The sequence below is a fragment of the Ewingella americana genome (assembly GCF_006438725.1).
Classification (GTDB): domain Bacteria; phylum Pseudomonadota; class Gammaproteobacteria; order Enterobacterales; family Enterobacteriaceae; genus Ewingella; species Ewingella americana_A.
Map to the genome: position 1 here is coordinate 331,963 of NZ_RCZD01000004.1, position 18,753 is coordinate 350,715.

General features: G+C 51.2%; 15 protein-coding genes. 7 read left to right on the forward strand and 8 right to left on the reverse strand.

The features are described from left to right. Positions 1-131 precede the first annotated feature (131 nt). The 6 genes from mnmA (at position 132) to EAH77_RS09715 (ending at position 7,345) form a co-directional block, all read left to right on the forward strand. Positions 132-1,253, forward strand: a complete 1,122-nt coding sequence (mnmA, locus tag EAH77_RS09690; protein ID WP_277752554.1) for a tRNA 2-thiouridine(34) synthase MnmA — start codon at positions 132-134, stop codon at positions 1,251-1,253. 196 nt (positions 1,254-1,449) lie between these two features. Beyond that, a complete protein-coding gene (gene hflD, locus EAH77_RS09695; RefSeq protein ID WP_140472075.1) occupies positions 1,450-2,076 on the forward strand; it encodes a high frequency lysogenization protein HflD in 627 nt (208 codons plus the stop codon). A 23-nt stretch (positions 2,077-2,099) separates the two neighbouring features. Then, positions 2,100-3,470: an adenylosuccinate lyase gene (gene purB / locus EAH77_RS09700; RefSeq protein ID WP_140472077.1), complete on the forward strand. Its 1,371-nt coding sequence runs from the start codon at positions 2,100-2,102 to the stop codon at positions 3,468-3,470. A 348-nt stretch (positions 3,471-3,818) separates the two neighbouring features. Next, positions 3,819-4,493, forward strand: coding sequence for a two-component system response regulator PhoP (gene phoP / locus EAH77_RS09705; protein WP_140472078.1), 675 nt, complete (start codon positions 3,819-3,821; stop codon positions 4,491-4,493). 20 nt (positions 4,494-4,513) lie between these two features. Then, positions 4,514-5,968: a two-component system sensor histidine kinase PhoQ gene (gene phoQ / locus EAH77_RS09710; protein WP_140472235.1), complete on the forward strand. Its 1,455-nt coding sequence runs from the start codon at positions 4,514-4,516 to the stop codon at positions 5,966-5,968. Positions 5,969-6,223: 255 nt separating this feature from the next. Further along, a complete protein-coding gene (locus EAH77_RS09715; RefSeq protein ID WP_140472080.1) occupies positions 6,224-7,345 on the forward strand; it encodes a cupin domain-containing protein in 1,122 nt (373 codons plus the stop codon). A gap of 83 nt (positions 7,346-7,428) precedes the next feature. Here the strand turns inward: EAH77_RS09715 and EAH77_RS09720 are convergent, their stop codons facing one another. The 8 genes from EAH77_RS09720 to lolC all read right to left on the reverse strand — a co-directional run bounded on the left by EAH77_RS09720 (position 7,429) and on the right by lolC (position 15,051). Next, complete coding sequence (locus tag EAH77_RS09720; RefSeq protein ID WP_140472082.1) at positions 7,429-8,028, reverse strand: hypothetical protein; 600 nt, start codon at positions 8,026-8,028, stop codon at positions 7,429-7,431. A gap of 12 nt (positions 8,029-8,040) precedes the next feature. Further along, positions 8,041-8,568 (reverse strand): hypothetical protein, encoded by a 528-nt coding sequence (locus EAH77_RS09725; protein WP_161985787.1) that lies wholly within the window; start codon positions 8,566-8,568, stop codon positions 8,041-8,043. A gap of 387 nt (positions 8,569-8,955) precedes the next feature. Next, positions 8,956-9,351 (reverse strand): hypothetical protein, encoded by a 396-nt coding sequence (locus tag EAH77_RS09730; protein WP_140472086.1) that lies wholly within the window; start codon positions 9,349-9,351, stop codon positions 8,956-8,958. Between the two features lie 259 nt (positions 9,352-9,610). Beyond that, positions 9,611-10,843 (reverse strand): peptidase T, encoded by a 1,233-nt coding sequence (gene pepT, locus EAH77_RS09735; RefSeq protein ID WP_140472088.1) that lies wholly within the window; start codon positions 10,841-10,843, stop codon positions 9,611-9,613. Positions 10,844-11,017: 174 nt separating this feature from the next. Continuing rightward, positions 11,018-11,848: a Sir2 family NAD+-dependent deacetylase gene (gene cobB, locus EAH77_RS09740; RefSeq protein WP_140472090.1), complete on the reverse strand. Its 831-nt coding sequence runs from the start codon at positions 11,846-11,848 to the stop codon at positions 11,018-11,020. 35 nt (positions 11,849-11,883) lie between these two features. Further along, positions 11,884-13,134: a lipoprotein-releasing ABC transporter permease subunit LolE gene (gene lolE, locus EAH77_RS09745; protein WP_140472092.1), complete on the reverse strand. Its 1,251-nt coding sequence runs from the start codon at positions 13,132-13,134 to the stop codon at positions 11,884-11,886. Beyond that, positions 13,134-13,856, reverse strand: coding sequence for a lipoprotein-releasing ABC transporter ATP-binding protein LolD (lolD, locus tag EAH77_RS09750; RefSeq protein ID WP_140472094.1), 723 nt, complete (start codon positions 13,854-13,856; stop codon positions 13,134-13,136). The genes lolE and lolD overlap by 1 nt, the downstream gene beginning before the upstream one ends. Then, positions 13,849-15,051 (reverse strand): lipoprotein-releasing ABC transporter permease subunit LolC, encoded by a 1,203-nt coding sequence (lolC, locus tag EAH77_RS09755; protein WP_140472096.1) that lies wholly within the window; start codon positions 15,049-15,051, stop codon positions 13,849-13,851. Before lolC ends, lolD begins: the two co-directional genes overlap by 8 nt. Positions 15,052-15,289: 238 nt before the next feature. On the opposite strand from lolC, the gene mfd reads away from it, so the two are divergent. Continuing rightward, on the forward strand, positions 15,290-18,733 hold the full coding sequence (gene mfd, locus EAH77_RS09760; protein WP_140472098.1) for a transcription-repair coupling factor: 3,444 nt from the start codon (positions 15,290-15,292) through the stop codon (positions 18,731-18,733). Positions 18,734-18,753: the final 20 nt, after the last annotated feature.

The following is an 18,753-nucleotide window of genomic DNA, read 5'->3' on the forward strand; positions in this document are numbered from 1 at the left end:
GGCCCGACGTGATAAAATTGCGCGCTTTCTTTTTTACGTAGTCCGGGTTTCTGTGGTGTTTTGTTGCGCGCGGCCTTCATCCTCGTGGGACATTTGCCAAAAAAACATCCGCATTACCGGGCAATTTATTCATGTTTTTCGGGACTATTATGTCTGACAACAGCCAGAAAAAAGTGATCGTCGGGATGTCCGGCGGCGTCGACTCCTCCGTTTCGGCCTATTTGCTGCAACAGCAAGGCTATCAGGTGGAGGGCCTCTTCATGAAAAATTGGGAAGAGGACGACAATGAAGAGTACTGCACCGCCGCCACCGATCTTGCCGATGCGCAGGCCGTGTGCGACAAACTGGGCATGAAACTGCACACCGTGAACTTTGCGGCGGAATATTGGGACAACGTGTTCGAATTATTCCTCGAAGAGTACAAAGCGGGGCGTACACCCAACCCAGATATCCTGTGCAACAAAGAGATTAAATTCAAAGCCTTTCTGGAGTTTGCAGCTGAAGATTTAGGCGCGGACTACATTGCAACCGGACACTACGTGCGCCGCAAAGACTTTAACGGCATCAGCCATTTGCTGCGCGGTACTGACGGCAACAAAGATCAGAGCTACTTCCTCTATACGCTTGGGAGTGATCAAATCGCCCAAAGCCTGTTCCCGGTGGGTGAACTGGAAAAACCGGAAGTACGCCGCATTGCCGAAGCGCTGGATTTGGTCACCGCTAAAAAGAAAGACTCCACCGGTATCTGTTTTATCGGCGAGCGCAAATTCAAAGACTTCCTTGGCCGTTACCTGCCTGCTCAGCCGGGCCCGATTAAAAGCGTTGATGGTCAGGACATGGGCCAGCATCAGGGGCTGATGTACCACACACTCGGTCAGCGCAAAGGGCTGGGGATTGGCGGTCAGAAAGATGGCGGCGAAGATCCATGGTACGTAGTGGAAAAAGACGTGACGAATAACATTCTCTACGTGGCACAGGGCGCCGAACACCCACGCCTGATGTCGGTGGGTCTGATCGCCCAGCAGCTACACTGGGTGGACCGTAAACCCGTTACCGAACCTTTCAAATGCATGGTGAAAACCCGCTATCGCCAGCAGGACATCCCCTGCACCGTCACACCGTTGGGCGAAGACCGCATTGACGTGCATTTCGACGCACCGGTCGCCGCAGTGACACCCGGCCAGTCAGCGGTGTTTTACATCGGTGAACTCTGCCTCGGTGGCGGCATTATCGAACAGCGTCATCCGCTGTAAAGCTGACCATCTTGATACGGGACGCTCACGGCGTCCCGATTTATTTTATCCAGATCGACCTCGCAAATCTGCACTGATTCCGAACTGTGTTTAGTGTGTATTTTGTGGCATGATCTGTCGCCTCAGATTCGCCCTGCTGGCCATTTCTTCTTAACTGAAGCCGGTTGCCGGGCGAACAACGCTTACAGGAGTAAACGTGGCTAAAAATTATTATGACATTACGCTGGCACTGGCCGGAATGTGCCAATCAGCACGCCTTGTTCAACAACTGGCCCACGATGGTCATTGCGCACAGGAAGAAATGTCAGTGTCGTTACGCAGCCTGCTGGAGATGAATCCGGCGTCTACGCTGGCGGTTTACGGCAATAATGAAGCCAACCTGAAAATGGGGCTGGAAACGCTACTGGGTGTTCTGAATGCTAACCGCCAGGGGCCTGGTGCTGAATTAACGCGCTACGCATTGAGCCTGATGGTGCTGGAGCGCAAGCTCAACGCCAATAAAGCGGCGATGAGCAAGCTCGGCGAACGCCTTGACCAGCTTGACCGCCAGTTGGCGCACTTTGAACTGGAATCAGAAACGATGCTCAGTTCACTGGCCGCCATTTATGTTGATATTGTCAGCCCGGTCGGCCCACGTATTCAGGTCACCGGATCGCCCACGATTTTGCAAAACGCTCAGGTTCAGGCCAAAGTCCGGGCCGTGCTGCTGGCAGGTATCCGCTCAGCGGTTTTATGGCAGCAGGTAGGCGGCGGACGCTTACAGCTCATGTTTTCCCGCAATCGCTTGTTTGAACAGGCGAAAAATATTTTAGCTCATTGTTAATAAGATCCCAGGAGTTGCTACCGATGGAATTATCCTCACTGACCGCCGTTTCCCCCGTTGATGGTCGCTACGGTGATAAAGTCAGCGCGCTGCGCACTATTTTCAGCGAATTTGGACTGCTGAAATTCCGTGTACAGGTTGAAGTACGTTGGCTGCAAAAACTGGCAGCCTGCGCAGACATCAAAGAAGTCCCTGCTTTTGAAGCCGACGCAAACGCTTACCTTGACCAGTTAGTGGCGAATTTCGACGAAAAAGATGCTCAGCGTATTAAAGACATTGAGAAAACCACCAACCATGACGTTAAAGCGGTTGAGTATTTTCTGAAAGAAAAAGTGGCCGCTGTCCCTGCCCTGCACGCAGTATCCGAATTTATTCACTTCGCCTGTACGTCAGAAGATATTAACAACCTGTCTCACGCCTTGATGCTGCAAACCGCGCGTCAGGAAGTGGTTGCGCCGTACTGGCTGAAGATCATCGACTCCCTCAAAAGTCTGGCCCATCAGTTCCGGGACATTCCGCTGTTGTCGCGTACCCACGGTCAGCCCGCTACGCCATCTACCATTGGTAAAGAGTTTGCTAACGTGGCCTACCGCATGGACCGCCAGTACAAACAGCTGCAACAGGTGGAAATCCTTGGGAAAATCAACGGTGCAGTCGGTAACTACAACGCCCACATCGTGGCTTACCCTGAGGTTGACTGGCACAAATTCAGCGAAGAGTTTGTGACTTCACTCGGCATCACCTGGAACCCGTACACCACACAGATCGAACCGCATGACTACATTGCGGAACTGTTCGACTGCGTGGCGCGTTTCAACACCATTCTGATCGACTTCGACCGCGACATCTGGGGCTACGTCGCCCTGAACCACTTCAAACAGCGCACCATCGCTGGTGAAATCGGTTCTTCCACCATGCCGCACAAAGTCAATCCGATCGACTTTGAAAACTCCGAAGGCAATCTCGGTTTATCTAACGCCGTGTTACAGCATCTGGCCAGCAAACTGCCAGTTTCCCGCTGGCAGCGTGACCTGACGGACTCCACAGTGCTGCGTAACCTCGGCGTCGGTCTCGGCTATGCGTTGATCGCCTATCAGGCGACCATGAAAGGCATCAGCAAGCTGGAAGTCAATGAAGCGAATCTCGCCTTCGAGCTCGATCACAACTGGGAAGTACTGGCCGAGCCAATCCAGACCGTGATGCGCCGTTATGGTATCGAGAAGCCTTATGAAAAGCTGAAAGAACTGACCCGCGGAAAACGCGTTGACGAAGCCGGCATGCAGACATTCATCGACAGCCTGCCATTGCCGGAAGACGAGAAAGTCCGTCTCAAAGCCATGACACCGGGCAACTACATTGGCCGCGCAGCTAAAATGGTTGATGAACTGAAGTAAGTTTTCAGATTGTGCCAATAAGGCGACCTTCGGGTCGCCTTTATCTTTAAACAGGCGGTAAAAAACCGTTATCTCCCCTATTTATAAAGCGACCAGCGCTGGTAGAGAATGCCCCTCTTGAATCCTTTTGCATGCCAACCAGGTTTGATTTAAATCCCTCAGACATCTCTTTTGGCATTTTCTTTCATAGAGACCTATAGCCGTTTATACTCGGTTTACCTTCTGTTTAACTTGCCTTCCAACATGTTTATCCGACGTTGAAGATAATCATCCTGAATCAGCTACAGTTGTGCCGAGATTATTATAAAAACTGGCCAGGGTTCAGCCCTGCATCAAAAAGGAGTTGCTATGCGAATTCTGGTTGTTGAAGACAATGCGCTGTTACGCCATCACCTTTCGGTACAAATGCGTGAAATGGGGCATCAGGTCGATGCAGCAGAAGATGCGAAAGAAGCTGACTACTTTTTGCAGGAACATGCGCCGGATATCGCCATTGTTGACCTCGGACTACCGGGTGAAGATGGCTTGAGTTTGATCCAACGCTGGCGCAGCCATCAGGCCAATCTGCCGATTCTGGTACTGACCGCACGTGAAAGCTGGCAAGACAAAGTTGCCGTGCTGGAAGCAGGTGCTGATGATTACGTCACTAAACCTTTTCATCTGGAAGAAGTCATCGCACGCATGCAGGCGCTGATGCGCCGTAACAGCGGCCTGGCTTCTCAGGTCATCACCATGGCCCCATTCCAGATTGATCTGTCGCGCCGCGAGCTGACCGTAAATGACCAGCCGGTGAAACTCACCGCTTTCGAATACACCATTATCGAAACATTGATCCGTAATGCGGGCAAAGTGGTCAGTAAAGACTCGTTGATGCTACAACTCTACCCTGACGCCGAACTGCGCGAGAGCCACACCGTGGATGTACTAATGGGCAGGCTGCGCAAAAAATTCCAGGCCGAATATCCGACTGATGTCATCACCACCGTGCGTGGTCAGGGTTATCGCTTTGACATTCGTTCGTAACGCTGGCTGACATTCAATTGATTAAACTTCGTCATCTCAAACCTTTTTCGCTGCGTTCACGCTTTATGTTAGCGACGGCGATGGTGGTGCTCGCACTGTCACTGGCTTACGGACTAGTGGCGGTGGTCGGCTATATGGTGAGCTTTAATAAAACGGCGTACAGCCTGCTGCGCGGGGAAAGTAATTTATTCTTCAGCCTCGCCCAATGGCGCGACAATAAGCTGACTATCAACGTTCCCCCCGATCTGGATCTCAATTCCCCCACGCTGGTGTTCATTTATAACAATAAAGGCGATCTGCTGTGGGCCGAGCGCCGTCTGCCGCAGCTTGAAGCACACATCGATAAGTCGTGGATGAATAAACCCGGCTTCTATGAGATGGATACCGACACTCAGGTCAGCAGCGAAGTGGTCGGAAATAACCCGCAGGCGCAGGATAAACTGAAAGATTATGATGACACCGATGCCAGCGCGCTGACCCACTCGATTGCTGTCAATACTTATGCGGCAACCAGCCGCCTCCCTGCATTGAATATTGTGGTGGTTGACACGATACCTCAGGAGTTGCAGCGCTCGGACCTGGTTTGGGAATGGTTCAGCTATGTGCTGCTGGCAAACCTATTGCTGGTGGTACCGCTGCTGTGGCTGGCAGCTTACTGGAGTCTGCGGCCGATTAAAGCCCTGATCAGACAGGTGGCCGAACTCGAAACCCACGAACGCGAAGCTCTGGACGAAAACCCACCGCGTGAGCTAAAAGGCCTGGTGCGTAACCTCAATACTTTGCTGTACGGTGAGCGTGAGCGCTATGACCGCTACCGTACAACACTTGCTGACCTCACTCATAGCCTGAAAACGCCACTGGCTGTGTTGCAGTCAACGCTGCGTTCGCTGCGCAACAGCAAGCAGATGACTATCGAACAAGCTGAACCGGTGATGCTTGAGCAGATTAGCCGTATATCTCAACAGATCGGCTACTACCTACACCGTGCGACGCTGCGTTCAGAGCACACTCTTTTGATCCGCGAAGTACACTCTGTCCCACCGCTGCTCGACAGCTTATGCTCTGCGTTGAACAAAGTGTATCAGCGTAAAGGTGTGGTGCTGACGCTAGATATTTCGCCTGAAATTACCTTTATCGGCGAGAAAAATGACTTTATAGAAGTGATGGGTAACGTCATCGACAACGCCTGTAAATATTGCCTGGAGTTTGTGGAGATCAGCGCCGTATATGCCGAAAATCAGCTGGTGATACTGATTGAGGATGACGGTCCCGGCATTCCTGAAAGCAAACGCACCGTAATTTTCCAGCGTGGACAGCGGGCCGATACATTGCGCCCCGGCCAGGGTTTAGGACTCTCGCTCGCCAGTGAAATTATTGAGCAGTATGACGGCGAAATCATCATCGGTGACAGCCCGCTAGGCGGCGCCAGCATGCGTGTGTGCTTTGGCCAACAACACGACGCCGACCTCGATTAAGTCAACATCGCGCCGCTGCAATCTACATCGCTCTCAGTAAATGAAATTTGCTGGTGATTGCCCAATGCAGCCGCCGCTCCTTCCGTTATAATCCTTTCCAGACATCTCTTTCATGCCCTTCGAATATGCACGATATATTGAAGGCGCAACATGGCGGCAACCGGGTAAACGCCCGCACGCTTAGCCACTTCAATGACTGGGATGAGCGAGCGAAGCCAACACCGCTGCAATTTGAAATATGAAGGGTACAAACTTATGGATTATCAACTCGATTTGGACTGGACAGACTTCTTACAACGTTACTGGCAAAAGCGCCCTGTCGTGCTTAAGCGTGGCTTCAAAAATTTCGTTGACCCTCTCTCCCCTGATGAGCTGGCTGGTCTGGCAATGGAAAGCGAAGTAGACAGCCGTCTGGTCAGTCATGAGGATGGCCGCTGGCAGGTCAGTCACGGTCCATTTGAAAGTTATGATCATCTGGGTGAAAACAACTGGTCGATTCTGGTTCAGGCCGTGGATCACTGGCATGAACCCTCTGCTCGCCTGATGCACCCTTTCCGCCATATTCCTGACTGGCGCATGGATGACCTGATGATTTCCTATTCAGTACCAGGCGGCGGCGTTGGCCCGCATTTTGATCAGTACGACGTATTTATCATTCAGGGAACTGGCCGCCGTCGCTGGCGGGTGGGTGAAAAAGTCCCAATGAAACAGCACTGCCCGCATCCCGATTTACTGCAAGTCCAGCCCTTCGATGCCATCATTGACGAAGAACTGGAACCGGGCGATATCATCTATATTCCACCGGGTTTCCCGCATGAAGGCTATTCGCTGGAAAACTCGCTCAACTACTCGGTCGGCTTCCGTGCACCCAATGCCCGCGAGATGATCAGTGGTTATGCCGATTACGTCCTGTCCCGCGAATTGGGCAGTAAACGTTATGGAGACCCTGAACTGGTTGAACGCGAACACCCGGCGCTGGTGTTGCCCGAAGAAATTGACAGCCTGCAAAACATGATTTTGGAGTTAGTGGGTAACCCAGAACATTTTGACAGCTGGTTTGGTGAATTTATTTCCCAGTCACGCCATGAGCTGGATCTGGCACCGCCGGAGCCGCCGTATCAGGCGGGTGAGATTTATGAGCTACTGGAGTCAGGTGAAACACTGCAACGCCTCAGCGGTCTGCGTGTCGTGCGCATTGGTGACGTATGCTACGTCAACGGTGAAGCGATGGTCACTGAACAGATGGCTGCAGCCGATGCCATAACTCGCCATTTTACGGTGACCCGTGAGATGCTGGGCGCGGCGCTGGAGGATCCGTCCTTCCTCGCCCTGCTCTCTGCGCTGATTAACAACGGCTACTGGTATTTCAACGATTAAATTCATTTCATAAAAAAGGGCATTTTAATGCCCTTTTCATTTAGCTCAAGCGTAATTACGTTTGAAAATAAAAGTGTGTACTTTTATTCTATCCTGATTTTAAGCGCCATATTATTATCGCGAAGTGTATTACATACCGCTGCAATCTGCTTTGGGGTAGAAATAGAGAAACGATCCACCATGAATCCAAATTTTTTATCTCTCAAGTGGGAATTTGCCAACCCTGTTTTTAATATCCTGTTAACAATACATGCGCCGTTCTTTGAAATAGCATGAAACGAGGGATGATCTTTTTTATGGCAAATCTCCCGCCATGTTTTTCTCATCGCCGAACTATTTAGACTTTTTACGCCATAAAGTACATCGGGTCCACGCCTCTCTATACCATAATCAATTTCATAATTGTTTGCTACTGCAGCCTGATACTTGTGTAACAAGACTCTCCCCCCAGCAATGTTGGGCCGCCAACTGACGTAGTTGCTTTCATTATCGAGGTGGCCTATAAACATTGATGCATGCCCCATTCGAATACCTTTTGAATACCAGATTAATACCCATACATTAATTTCGCTGGTGAATTCATAATATGAAGATCTGAGTTTCGCAAACTCTTTCAGTTCGACCAAGTCTTTTAAACCTAACAAAATAAAAAATCCCAAAATATAACCATAAAAATTCGCCACAAAGCCTTATCTTCAGCGCAACCGAAATATAACGTCAAAAATACTGGAATGGTCTAATTTAGCATGCATTTTTATTTTTACCGCCATATTGTTATCACGCAAGTTATTACAAACCACAGCGACCCGTTTCGGGGTACACGTATAAAAACCACCGTCCATCACGCCAAACACTTTATGCCTAAGAGGAGAGTGTACTAAGCCAGCCTTCAGTATTCTCCTAACAATACTTGAGCAATTTTTTGACATTAATGTAAATGATGCATTTTCTTTAATACAAATATCCCGCCAGGCAATTCTCATTGCGTAATCATCCAATCCTTTCAATCCATACACTACGTCTGGCACTCTCTTTTCTAAAGAACAGTCAGCTTCATAGCCATTAGATACTCCCGCTGGATATTTTACGAAATAGCTTACATGTCCGTGATATTGCGGCCACCAACTTACGCAGGAACTTTGTTTCGATATATCACCAATAAACATTGAGGCATGCCCCATATCATGACTATTGGCATACCAAATAAATAACCTGATCAACATCACTTGAGGTCACTTTTCGCCTAATAAAATCTCTAATACCTTGAGTCTGTTCTAAAAAAGACAAATTAAATTCTCCATGAGATGTAAAATACAATGCTTAATTAAGAAAATTACGGTTGTAATCTAATGAGATACCTAGCGTAATCTTATCAGGGTTTTAAATAATGATTTTTTACTATTACGCTCAGGCACAACTATTTTCCAGGCCGCATTATTATCCCGTAACAAATTACAAATAACAGCGATCCGTTTAGGCGTCCAAATATATTGGCTACCATAAAACATCCCAAGTACACGATGTCTTAATGGTGAACGGGTTAAACCGGCTTTAAGCACGCGACTGACAATTGATGCACAATTTTTAGAGAGTGGAGAGAATGATTAATTTTACCGACTCACTATATTATGCCAGGCCATCTGCATTTCACGGACATCTAATCCCCGCAGGCCATAAATCACATGCGGACTATTTTCCTCAGAAAAACAGTCCATATCATAGCTGCTTGTTTCAAATTCATAATTTTGCGTTTCTGGATTTAAAGTCGATTGTCTAAGTGAAGGGCTCTTGCGGAAAAATTCCGATATTCCCTCCCTTGTATTTTTAGGCCACCAACTGACATAAGGACTTTCTATCGATAGATCGCCTATCAACATGGCGGCATGCCCCAGATGTCCATCCTCAGGATACCAGACAAACACCCATGCATTGATCTCATTTTTAAAGTAACAATCCCACGATTTAGCCGCGATAAAATCTTGTATCTGTTGAAGCGTAGTGAACATAATTACTCCATTTAATAAAACATTCCATTTTATAACCTCGCCATAAAAACCATAGATAATGACGAAATAAGATCGTCATATTCAATAAAATAAGGCATCTTGTCAAATCAATATACCATTTACTTAATAAGTATAATTAGAGTAAATAAATAAAATTGGAATATATTATTTTTGAATAAAAGGAGAAAGAATAAAAACTTGCAGAAAAAATTAGAAAGGCATTACCGGTAATGACCCATTACCGGTAATGGGTCAAGGCTCAACCACGCGCTCTATTGGCGGTGAGCTCAGCAATGCGCATGATCACCTCCACAGCTTTTTCCATCCCCTCGAGCGTAATGAACTCATGCTTACCGTGGAAGTTATATCCGCCGGTAAAAATATTCGGACAAGGTAGACCACGGAATGAGAGCTGTGCGCCATCCGTACCACCACGGATCGGTTTCATCACCGGTTCAATATCGCACGCCAGCATCGCTTGTTTTGCAATTTCAATAATGTGCGGATGCTGCGTCACTTTGTCATGCATATTGTAATAATGATCATCAAGCGTCACCTCAATATAACAATCTCGGTGTAGCCCTTTACCGACCACGTGGGCGACATCAATGATTTTTTGTTTGCGGGCTTCGAAATTGATTTTGTCAAAATCCCGGATGATATAATGCATCTCCGCGCGCTCAACCGTGCCTTTCATTGACGTCAGATGGTAAAAGCCTTCATAATTTTCAGTATTTTCGGGAGTTTCAACGACCGGTAATTCATTGTGGAAACGGGCAGCCAGCGACAACGCATTGACCATTACACCTTTGGCACTGCCAGGATGCACATTATTACCCACAATTTTTATGGTGGCTGACGCCGCATTGAAGTTTTCAAACTCCAGCTCACCTACGCCACCGCCATCTACGGTATAGGCCCACTCAGCGCCAAATGCTGGAATATCAAAAGATTGTGCCCCTTTGCCGATCTCTTCATCTGGCGTGAACGCCACCCGCAGCGGGCCGTGTGGCTGGTGGCTATTTTTGAGCCTCACCATCGCGGTGATAATGGCGGCGATCCCGGCTTTGTCATCTGCACCTAGCAGCGTTTTGCCGTCAGTGGTGATCAAGGTCTGGCCGAGCAGTTGGTGCAGCACCGGAAACATCACGGGTGATAGCACTTCGTCGCCGTTGCCGAGCGCAATATCACCGCCACGATAATTCTCGACGATCTGCGGATTGACGTGTTTCGCAGTAAAGTCCGGTGCAGTATCCAAATGGGAAATGAAACCAATGGTCGGAACCTGCCAGGCGACATTGCCAGGCAACGTGCCCATGACGCAACCTTTGTCGTTGAGCGTAACCTGGTCGAACCCCAGTTCAATCATCTCGTTACGTAATTCACGTGCCAGCTTCATTTGCCCTTCAGTACTGGGCGTATGCCTGACATTGGCTTTCGATTGGGTATCAAATGAAACGTAGTGGAAGAAACGATCGAGCAACTTATCCATATTTAGGTATCCTCTGGCAGTTGACTTTTATTATGCGCAGCATGAATACCGCAAATATTGCGTCAGGTCATTTTTCCCCAAGTTTAGTGGAGGAAGTGTTCTGCACCGGCGCAATTTTTACTGAATTTCGCGAAATAGAGGGAAAAAACGAGGGAAAAGAGGGAAAAAGCCCGGCTAGTGCCAGGCATTATCTTCTTTGGTCAAAAAAGCGTGAACAAACTCGGGGACGACCTCACTGGCAAGGCCGTACTTTTTCTCGTCAAATTCACTTTCGACCTGACTCGGCTCGAGATTCAGCTCAATCGTAAAAGCGCCCCCCAGACGCGCTTCATGGACAAAACCCGCAGCCGGATAAACATGGCCCGAAGTGCCGATAGAAATGAAGAAATCTGCTTTCGCCAGTGCCTGATAGATTTCATCCATGCCAATGGGCATCTCACCAAACCAGACAATATGCGGACGCAGGGGCGCGGGGAACTGGCAGCAGTGGCACTTATCATTCACGCTAAGATCGCGCGGCCAGTCGAATACGTGCCCAGACGCGGTACAACGCACTTTAAGCAGTTCACCATGCATGTGCATGACGCGCTTGTTGCCCGCACGCTCATGCAGATTGTCGATGTTCTGCGTCACGAGCAAAAAGTTATCGCCCAGCGCATCTTCCAGCATTGCCAGCGCCTTGTGCGCTGCGTTCGGTTGGATCTCAGGCTGTTGTAACTGCTGACGGCGCGCATTATAAAATGCCTGCACCCGTTCAGGGTCACGGCGATAGCCTTCCGGGGTAGCAACGTCCTCGACGTTATGTTCTTCCCATAACCCGTCCGCCGCGCGGAAGGTGCGGATGCCCGACTCCGCAGAAATCCCTGCACCGGTCAGGACCACGACAAACGGCCGTTTCAATGACGCTGCAGCCATATTGTCACGATGGAAAATACTTGAGCGAAAACGTTGGTGTCGTATGCGCTTATTTTTGCGAAACCGACACAGACGATGGCGTGTGCGCATAAGTGCTCCTGCTTTTACAAGTCTGTTAAAAGTTTCTACTGGCCGCCACTGAGTACGCGTGCCGGATCAATGCGGCTGGCGCGCCGCGCCGGATACCAACTGGCAACAAGGCTAAGTACCAGCGCGGTAAACAGCACGCCCGCAACGTCCAGCCAGTGAAGTTCCGACGGTAAAAAGTCGATAAAATAAATATCGCCCGACAGGAATTGATGTCCGGTAATTTTTTGCAGCGCATTGATAATATTGGTCAGTTGATATGACGCAATCACACCCACCACCACGCCGCAGAGACTGCCCACCAGCCCGGCTAACAAACCATACCAGATGAATACCGCACGAATAAGCCCGTCTTTGGCGCCGAGTGTACGCAGAATCGCAATATCACTGCTTTTATCTTTTACGGCCATCACCAGCGTCGAGACGATATTAAAACAGGCCACGCCGATTACCAGCACCATGGCCATATACATGATGGCACGCACCATTTGGATATCACGGTACATGTAACCATAGGTGCCGATCCAGCTGCTGATATAAACATAGGCCTGCGTCACTTCACCGGCATCACGCACCAGTTTCTGCGCAGCAAAAACATCATTCACTTTGATATCAATGCCGGTGACGCTGCTGCCCATGTCCTGATACTGCTGGGCATCTGCCAGCGGTACCATGGCTAAACTGTGGTCGAGCTGACCGCTTAACTGCAAGATTCCGGTGACGTGCAGACGGATGCGTTTAGGCTGGAGCAGCTTCATTTCCGGGTCGCTGTTCGGGATCATCACCCTAACCCAGTCATCCTGTTTTACGCCAATGGCATCGGCGACGCCTTTACCCAGAATGACCTGCTGTTCGCCCGCTTTAAAACTCTGCCAGGCATTACCCAGGACAAAACTCGGTGCTGCGCTGACGCGGGATTCCTGCTGGGGGTCAACCCCTTTGAGTTTGATCGCGCGCAGCTTGGCGCCGTGTTCAATCAGACCGTTAAATTCAACATAAGGTGCCGCAGCAGCGATGCCTGGCACTTTTTCAATGCGTTCCTGCACGCCCTGCCAGCCGTCAAATGGCTGATTGACCGGGCGTATTTCGCCGTGTGGTACCACGGCAAGCACGCGTTCTTTCAATTCCCGCTCAAAACCGTTCATGGCACTGAGGCCAACAATCAGCACCGCCACGCCCAACGCGATGCCGAGCGTCGAAATGATCGAAATCAGCGACACCATACCGCTGCGGCGGCGGCCACGGCTAAAGCGCAGGCCGATTAAAAGAGAAAATGGGATAGCTGACATCACTTAGCTCCCAGCAGGGTCGAATCCTGTTGCAACTTCCCGTCACGCATCTCCAACTGACGGTTCATGCGCTTGGCCAGTTGCAGGTCATGGGTGACGACCAAAAAGGCCGTGCCCTGACGCACATTCAATTCCCCCAGCAGGTCGAAAATGCTGTCTGCGTTTTTTTGGTCCAGGTTACCGGTCGGTTCATCAGCCAGTACCAGCGACGGGTTGTTCACCAGTGCACGGGCAATGGCCACACGCTGACGCTCGCCGCCAGAGAGTTCAGACGGGCGGTGTTTGCTACGGTGTTGCAGGCCAACTGCCGCCAGCATCGCCATGGATTTTTCTTCCACGTCAGCAGCTTTGCCTTTACCAATTAACAGCGGCATGCCGACGTTTTCCATCGCGGTAAAATCTGGCAGTAAATGGTGGAACTGGTAGATAAAGCCCAGTTCGCGATTACGCAATTCGGCCTTAGCTGCGGAAGACATCGTATTGAGCGAAGTGCCTTTAAACACGACTTTGCCGGACGTCGGGGAATCAAGGCCACCCAGCAGATGCAAAAGAGTGCTTTTACCTGAACCAGAGCTGCCGACAATCGCCATCATTTCGCCCGGCTGGATAGCAAAAGAGACATCGCGCAGCACGTCGGTGTGCATTTTACCTTCCGTGTAAGTCTTACAGAGGTTTTCGCACTGCAATAATAGGTCGCCCTGCGATGATAAAATGTTACTCATAACGTAAAGCCTCTGCAGGTTGGGCGGCAGCTGCGCGCCACGAAGGGTAAAGCGTAGATAATAAAGCGATCGCCATGGCGATCAGCGCGATAATCAGCACTTGTGGGGTTTCGATGTCCACGGGTAGTGAAGCGCCATCGAGCATCAGGCCAATCGCAGGCATGATGTTATTCAACTGGGTAGCCAGTACCACGCCGAGCACAGCACCGAGCAGCGCGCCGATGATCCCAGCACTCGCCCCCTGCACCATAAACACCGCCATGATCTGACGGCGGGTCAGTCCCTGCGTTTGCAGAATCGCCACTTCGCCCTGCTTCTCCATTACCAGCAGGCCGAGGGAAGTAATGATGTTAAAAGCCGCCACGGCAACGATCAGGCTCAGCAGCAGACCCATCATGTTTTTTTCCATGCGCACCGCCTGGAATAACTCACCGCGACGTTCGCGCCAGTCTTTCCACTCGGTGCCTTTCGGCAGGGTTTGCGCGCTGAGGCTATCAACATCCAGCGGCTTGTCGAGGAACAGACGCCAACCGGTGACATACCCTTTCGGGTAGAGCATCAGGCGGGATGCATCCTGCTGATTAACCAGCATCTGGTAGCCGTCCACTTCACTGTTGGCGGCAAAGGTTCCGGCAACGGTGAACAGGCGCTGGCTGGGAATGCGGCCCATTGGGGTGAACTGGCTGACGCTGGTGACCATCAGACGCAACTGGTCGCCGCGTTTGACTTTCAGCTGTTGTGCCAGTTGGTCGCCGAGAATGACGTTGTACTGACCCGGTTGCAGCACCTGTTGATTCACCGCCACCATATAATTGGAGAGCGGGTCTTTCTCATCAGGATTCACGCCCAGCATCACGCCGACGGCCACACTGCCGGGGCTTTGCAGCACCACGTCGCCGGTGGTCAGTGGCACGGCGCGGGTTACGCCCCTCAGCGCAGCGACATCGCCATGAGTGATTTTTTGGGGATCCAGCGACCCCTGTGCCGTGGTCACCAACGCCTGAGGCATCAGACCCAGAATGTTACCCTCCAGATCCTTCTCAAAACCGTTCATGACCGATAACACCGTCACCAGCGCCATCACCCCGAGGGTAATACCGATGGTAGAAAGCCAGGAGACAAACCGCCCAAAGCGGTCTGAAGCACGCCCGCGCATGTAGCGCAGGCCTATAAATAACGCGACAGGTTGATACATGACATCCGTTTTACGTGCTTGGCCGTGTTAAGTGCATGGCGCAGACTAAAGTGATCAAGGATAATAAAGGCTAGTCCCGCTTTATGGAACCACTAACGGTATTAACCCCCCGGCTTTATTGTCTTTTATAGATTTTATTATTGGATAATCGGGTTGACCCCGATAAGCACAGCATCGCAAGATACGCTCTGCAAATCAGGTCCAGATGGCCGCCGACAACGAGATAACAAAATAGCCTATGCCTCAAGATCATCGTTATTCTTTGCCTGAACGTCCCGGCGATACCCGCGCACTGGGGCAGCTCACGGGTTCTGCATGCGCATTGGAATGTGCCGCAATCAGCGAACGTCACGCCGGTCCGGTGATGCTCATCGCACCTGACATGCAAAATGCCCTGCGCCTGCGCGATGAAATTCAGCAATTTACCGACCTGAAAGTGATCAACATTTCTGACTGGGAAACGCTGCCATACGACAGTTTTTCGCCACATCAGGAGATCATCTCTTCCCGCCTCTCAAGCCTTTACCAATTGCCAATGCTCGAGCGCGGCATCATTATTTTGCCGGTTAACACGCTGATGCAGCGGGTTTGTCCTCACGAATTCCTGCACGGCCACGCGCTGGTCATGAAAAAAGGCCAGTTGCTATCGCGTGACAAACTGCGTGCCCAACTGGAGCAAGCGGGTTACCGCAGTGTTGATCAGGTGATGGAACACGGTGAGTTTGCCACGCGTGGCGCCCTGCTGGACCTCTATCCGATGGGCAGCGACGAGCCGTACCGCATCGACTTTTTCGACGATGAAATCGACAGCCTGCGGGTGTTTGACGTCGATACCCAGCGCACGCTGAGTGAAGTCGCACAGATTAACCTTCTGCCTGCACACGAATTCCCGACCGACAAAACCGCCATCGAACTGTTTCGCAGCCAGTGGCGTGAAAAGTTCGAAGTGCGCCGCGACGCCGAACATGTTTATCAGCAGGTGAGTAAAGGCACGTTCCCAGCCGGGATCGAATACTGGCAACCGCTGTTTTTCAGCCAGCCGCTGACCACGTTATTTAGCTATTTGCCGAAAAATACCCTGCTGCTCAATACCGGCGATCTGGAAAGCGCCGCCGACCGTTTCTGGCTTGACGCGACTCAGCGCTATGAGAGCCGCCGCGTAGACCCAATGCGCCCGCTGCTGGAACCTGAAACCCTGTGGCTACGGGTGGATTCACTGTTTAGCGAGTTGAAAGAGTGGCCGCGCATTCAGTTGAAGACTGACGTACTGCCGAACAAAACCGCCAATACAAACCTCAGTTATCAGGCGTTGCCGGACCTCTCCGTGCAGCCGCAAAATAAAGCGCCGATGGATAACCTGCGCCGCTTTAACGAATCCTTCGCGGGCAGCCTGGTGTTCTCGGTAGAAAGCGAGGGGCGTCGCGAAACCCTGCAGGACCTGTTGGCGCGGATTAAGCTTAATCCGACGCTTATCACCCGTATTGAAGAAGCTCAAACGACAGGCCGTTACATCATGATCGGCGCCTGCGAGCGCGGTTTCCTCGACAGTGACAAACAGTTGGCGCTGGTTTGTGAAAGCGATCTGCTCGGTGAGCGCGTTGCACGCCGTCGTCAGGACAGCCGCCGCGCCATTAATACCGACACGCTGATCCGCAATCTGGCGGAATTGCGCACCGGCCAGCCGGTGGTACATATGGAGCACGGTGTCGGACGTTATCTCGGTCTGACTACGCTGGAAACCGGCGGCATCAAAGCCGAATACCTGATCCTCACCTATGCGGGTGAAGACAAACTTTACGTACCGGTTTCTTCGCTGCACCTCATCAGCCGCTATGCCGGAGGCGCTGATGAAAGCGCGCCGCTGCACAAGTTAGGCGGTGAAGCCTGGTCCAAGGCCCGGCAGAAAGCGGCCGAAAAGGTTCGCGACGTCGCGGCCGAGTTGCTGGATATCTATGCCCAGCGCGAAGCCAAAAAAGGTTTCGCCTTCAAACATGACAAGCAGCAGTACCAATTGTTCTGTCAGACCTTCCCATTTGAAACCACACCAGACCAGGCTCAGGCGATTAACGCCGTATTGACCGATATGACTCAGCCACTGGCGATGGACCGTCTGGTATGTGGCGACGTGGGCTTTGGTAAAACCGAAGTGGCGATGCGCGCAGCATTTCTTGCTGTCTCGAACAATAAACAGGTTGCCGTACTGGTGCCAACCACGCTGCTGGCACAACAGCACTTCGACAACTTCCGTGACCGTTTCGCCAATTGGCCAGTGCGCATCGAAATGATGTCGCGTTTTCGCAGTGCCAAAGAACAGAATGTGGTACTGGAACAGGCGATCGACGGCAAGGTGGATATCATCATCGGTACCCATAAATTGCTGCAAAGTAATTTGCACTGGAAGGATCTCGGCCTGCTGATTGTCGATGAAGAGCACCGCTTCGGCGTGCGCCACAAAGAGCGTATCAAAGCAATGCGGGCCGATGTGGATATTCTGACCCTGACCGCGACCCCCATTCCGCGCACGCTAAACATGGCGATGAGCGGGATGCGTGATTTATCGATCATTGCCACGCCACCGGCACGCCGTCTGGCGGTCAAAACCTTCGTACGTGAATACGACAGTCTGGTTATCCGCGAAGCCATCTTGCGTGAAGTTTTGCGCGGCGGCCAGGTCTACTACCTGTTTAACGACGTAGAAAACATCGACAAAGCTGCCGACAAACTGGCTGAACTGGTACCGGAGGCACGCATTGCCATCGGCCACGGTCAGATGCGTGAACGCGATCTCGAACGGGTCATGAACGACTTCCACCACCAGCGTTTCAATGTACTGGTATGTACCACCATTATCGAAACCGGCATCGATATTCCGAGTGCCAACACCATCATTATTGAGCGCGCAGATCATCTCGGCCTGGCACAGTTGCATCAACTGCGAGGCCGCGTCGGGCGCTCGCATCATCAGGCTTATGCCTACCTGTTAACACCGCCGCCAAAAGCGATGTCAAAAGATGCCTTAAAGCGCCTGGAAGCCATCGCGTCGCTGGAAGATTTAGGTGCAGGGTTTGCGCTCGCGACGCATGACCTTGAGATTCGTGGTGCGGGCGAACTGCTTGGTGAAGGCCAAAGCGGCCAGATGACCAGTATCGGTTTTACGCTGTATATGGAGCTATTAGAAAACGCGGTCGAAGCACTTAAAGAGGGGCGTGAACCGTCGCTGGAAGATTTGACCACCAGCCAGACAGACGTTGAAATGCGCATGCCAGCCCTGTTGCCGGAGGAGTATATTCCTGACGTCAACACGCGTCTGTCCCTGTATAAACGCATTGCCAGTTCAGGCAGCGAGAGCGAACTCGATGAGCTGCGCGTGGAGCTGATTGACCGTTTCGGCACATTGCCGGACGGTGCACGGAATCTGCTACTTATTGCGGTGCTGCGTCTGAAAGCCAAAGCGTTGGGCATCAAGCGTATCGAAGGTAATGAACGCGGTGGTTTTGTCGAATTCAGCGAGAAAAATCGTGTGAATCCAGGCTATCTGATTGGTCTGTTGCAGAAACAGCCTCAGATTTACCGTCTCGACGGACCGACTAAGCTGAAGTTTATGATTGACCTGACTGACCGGCCGAAACGCCTAAAATTCGTGGACGATTTACTGGCAGCCTTCGCAGAAAACCTGACCTAACGCACCCAGTCATTACGCAC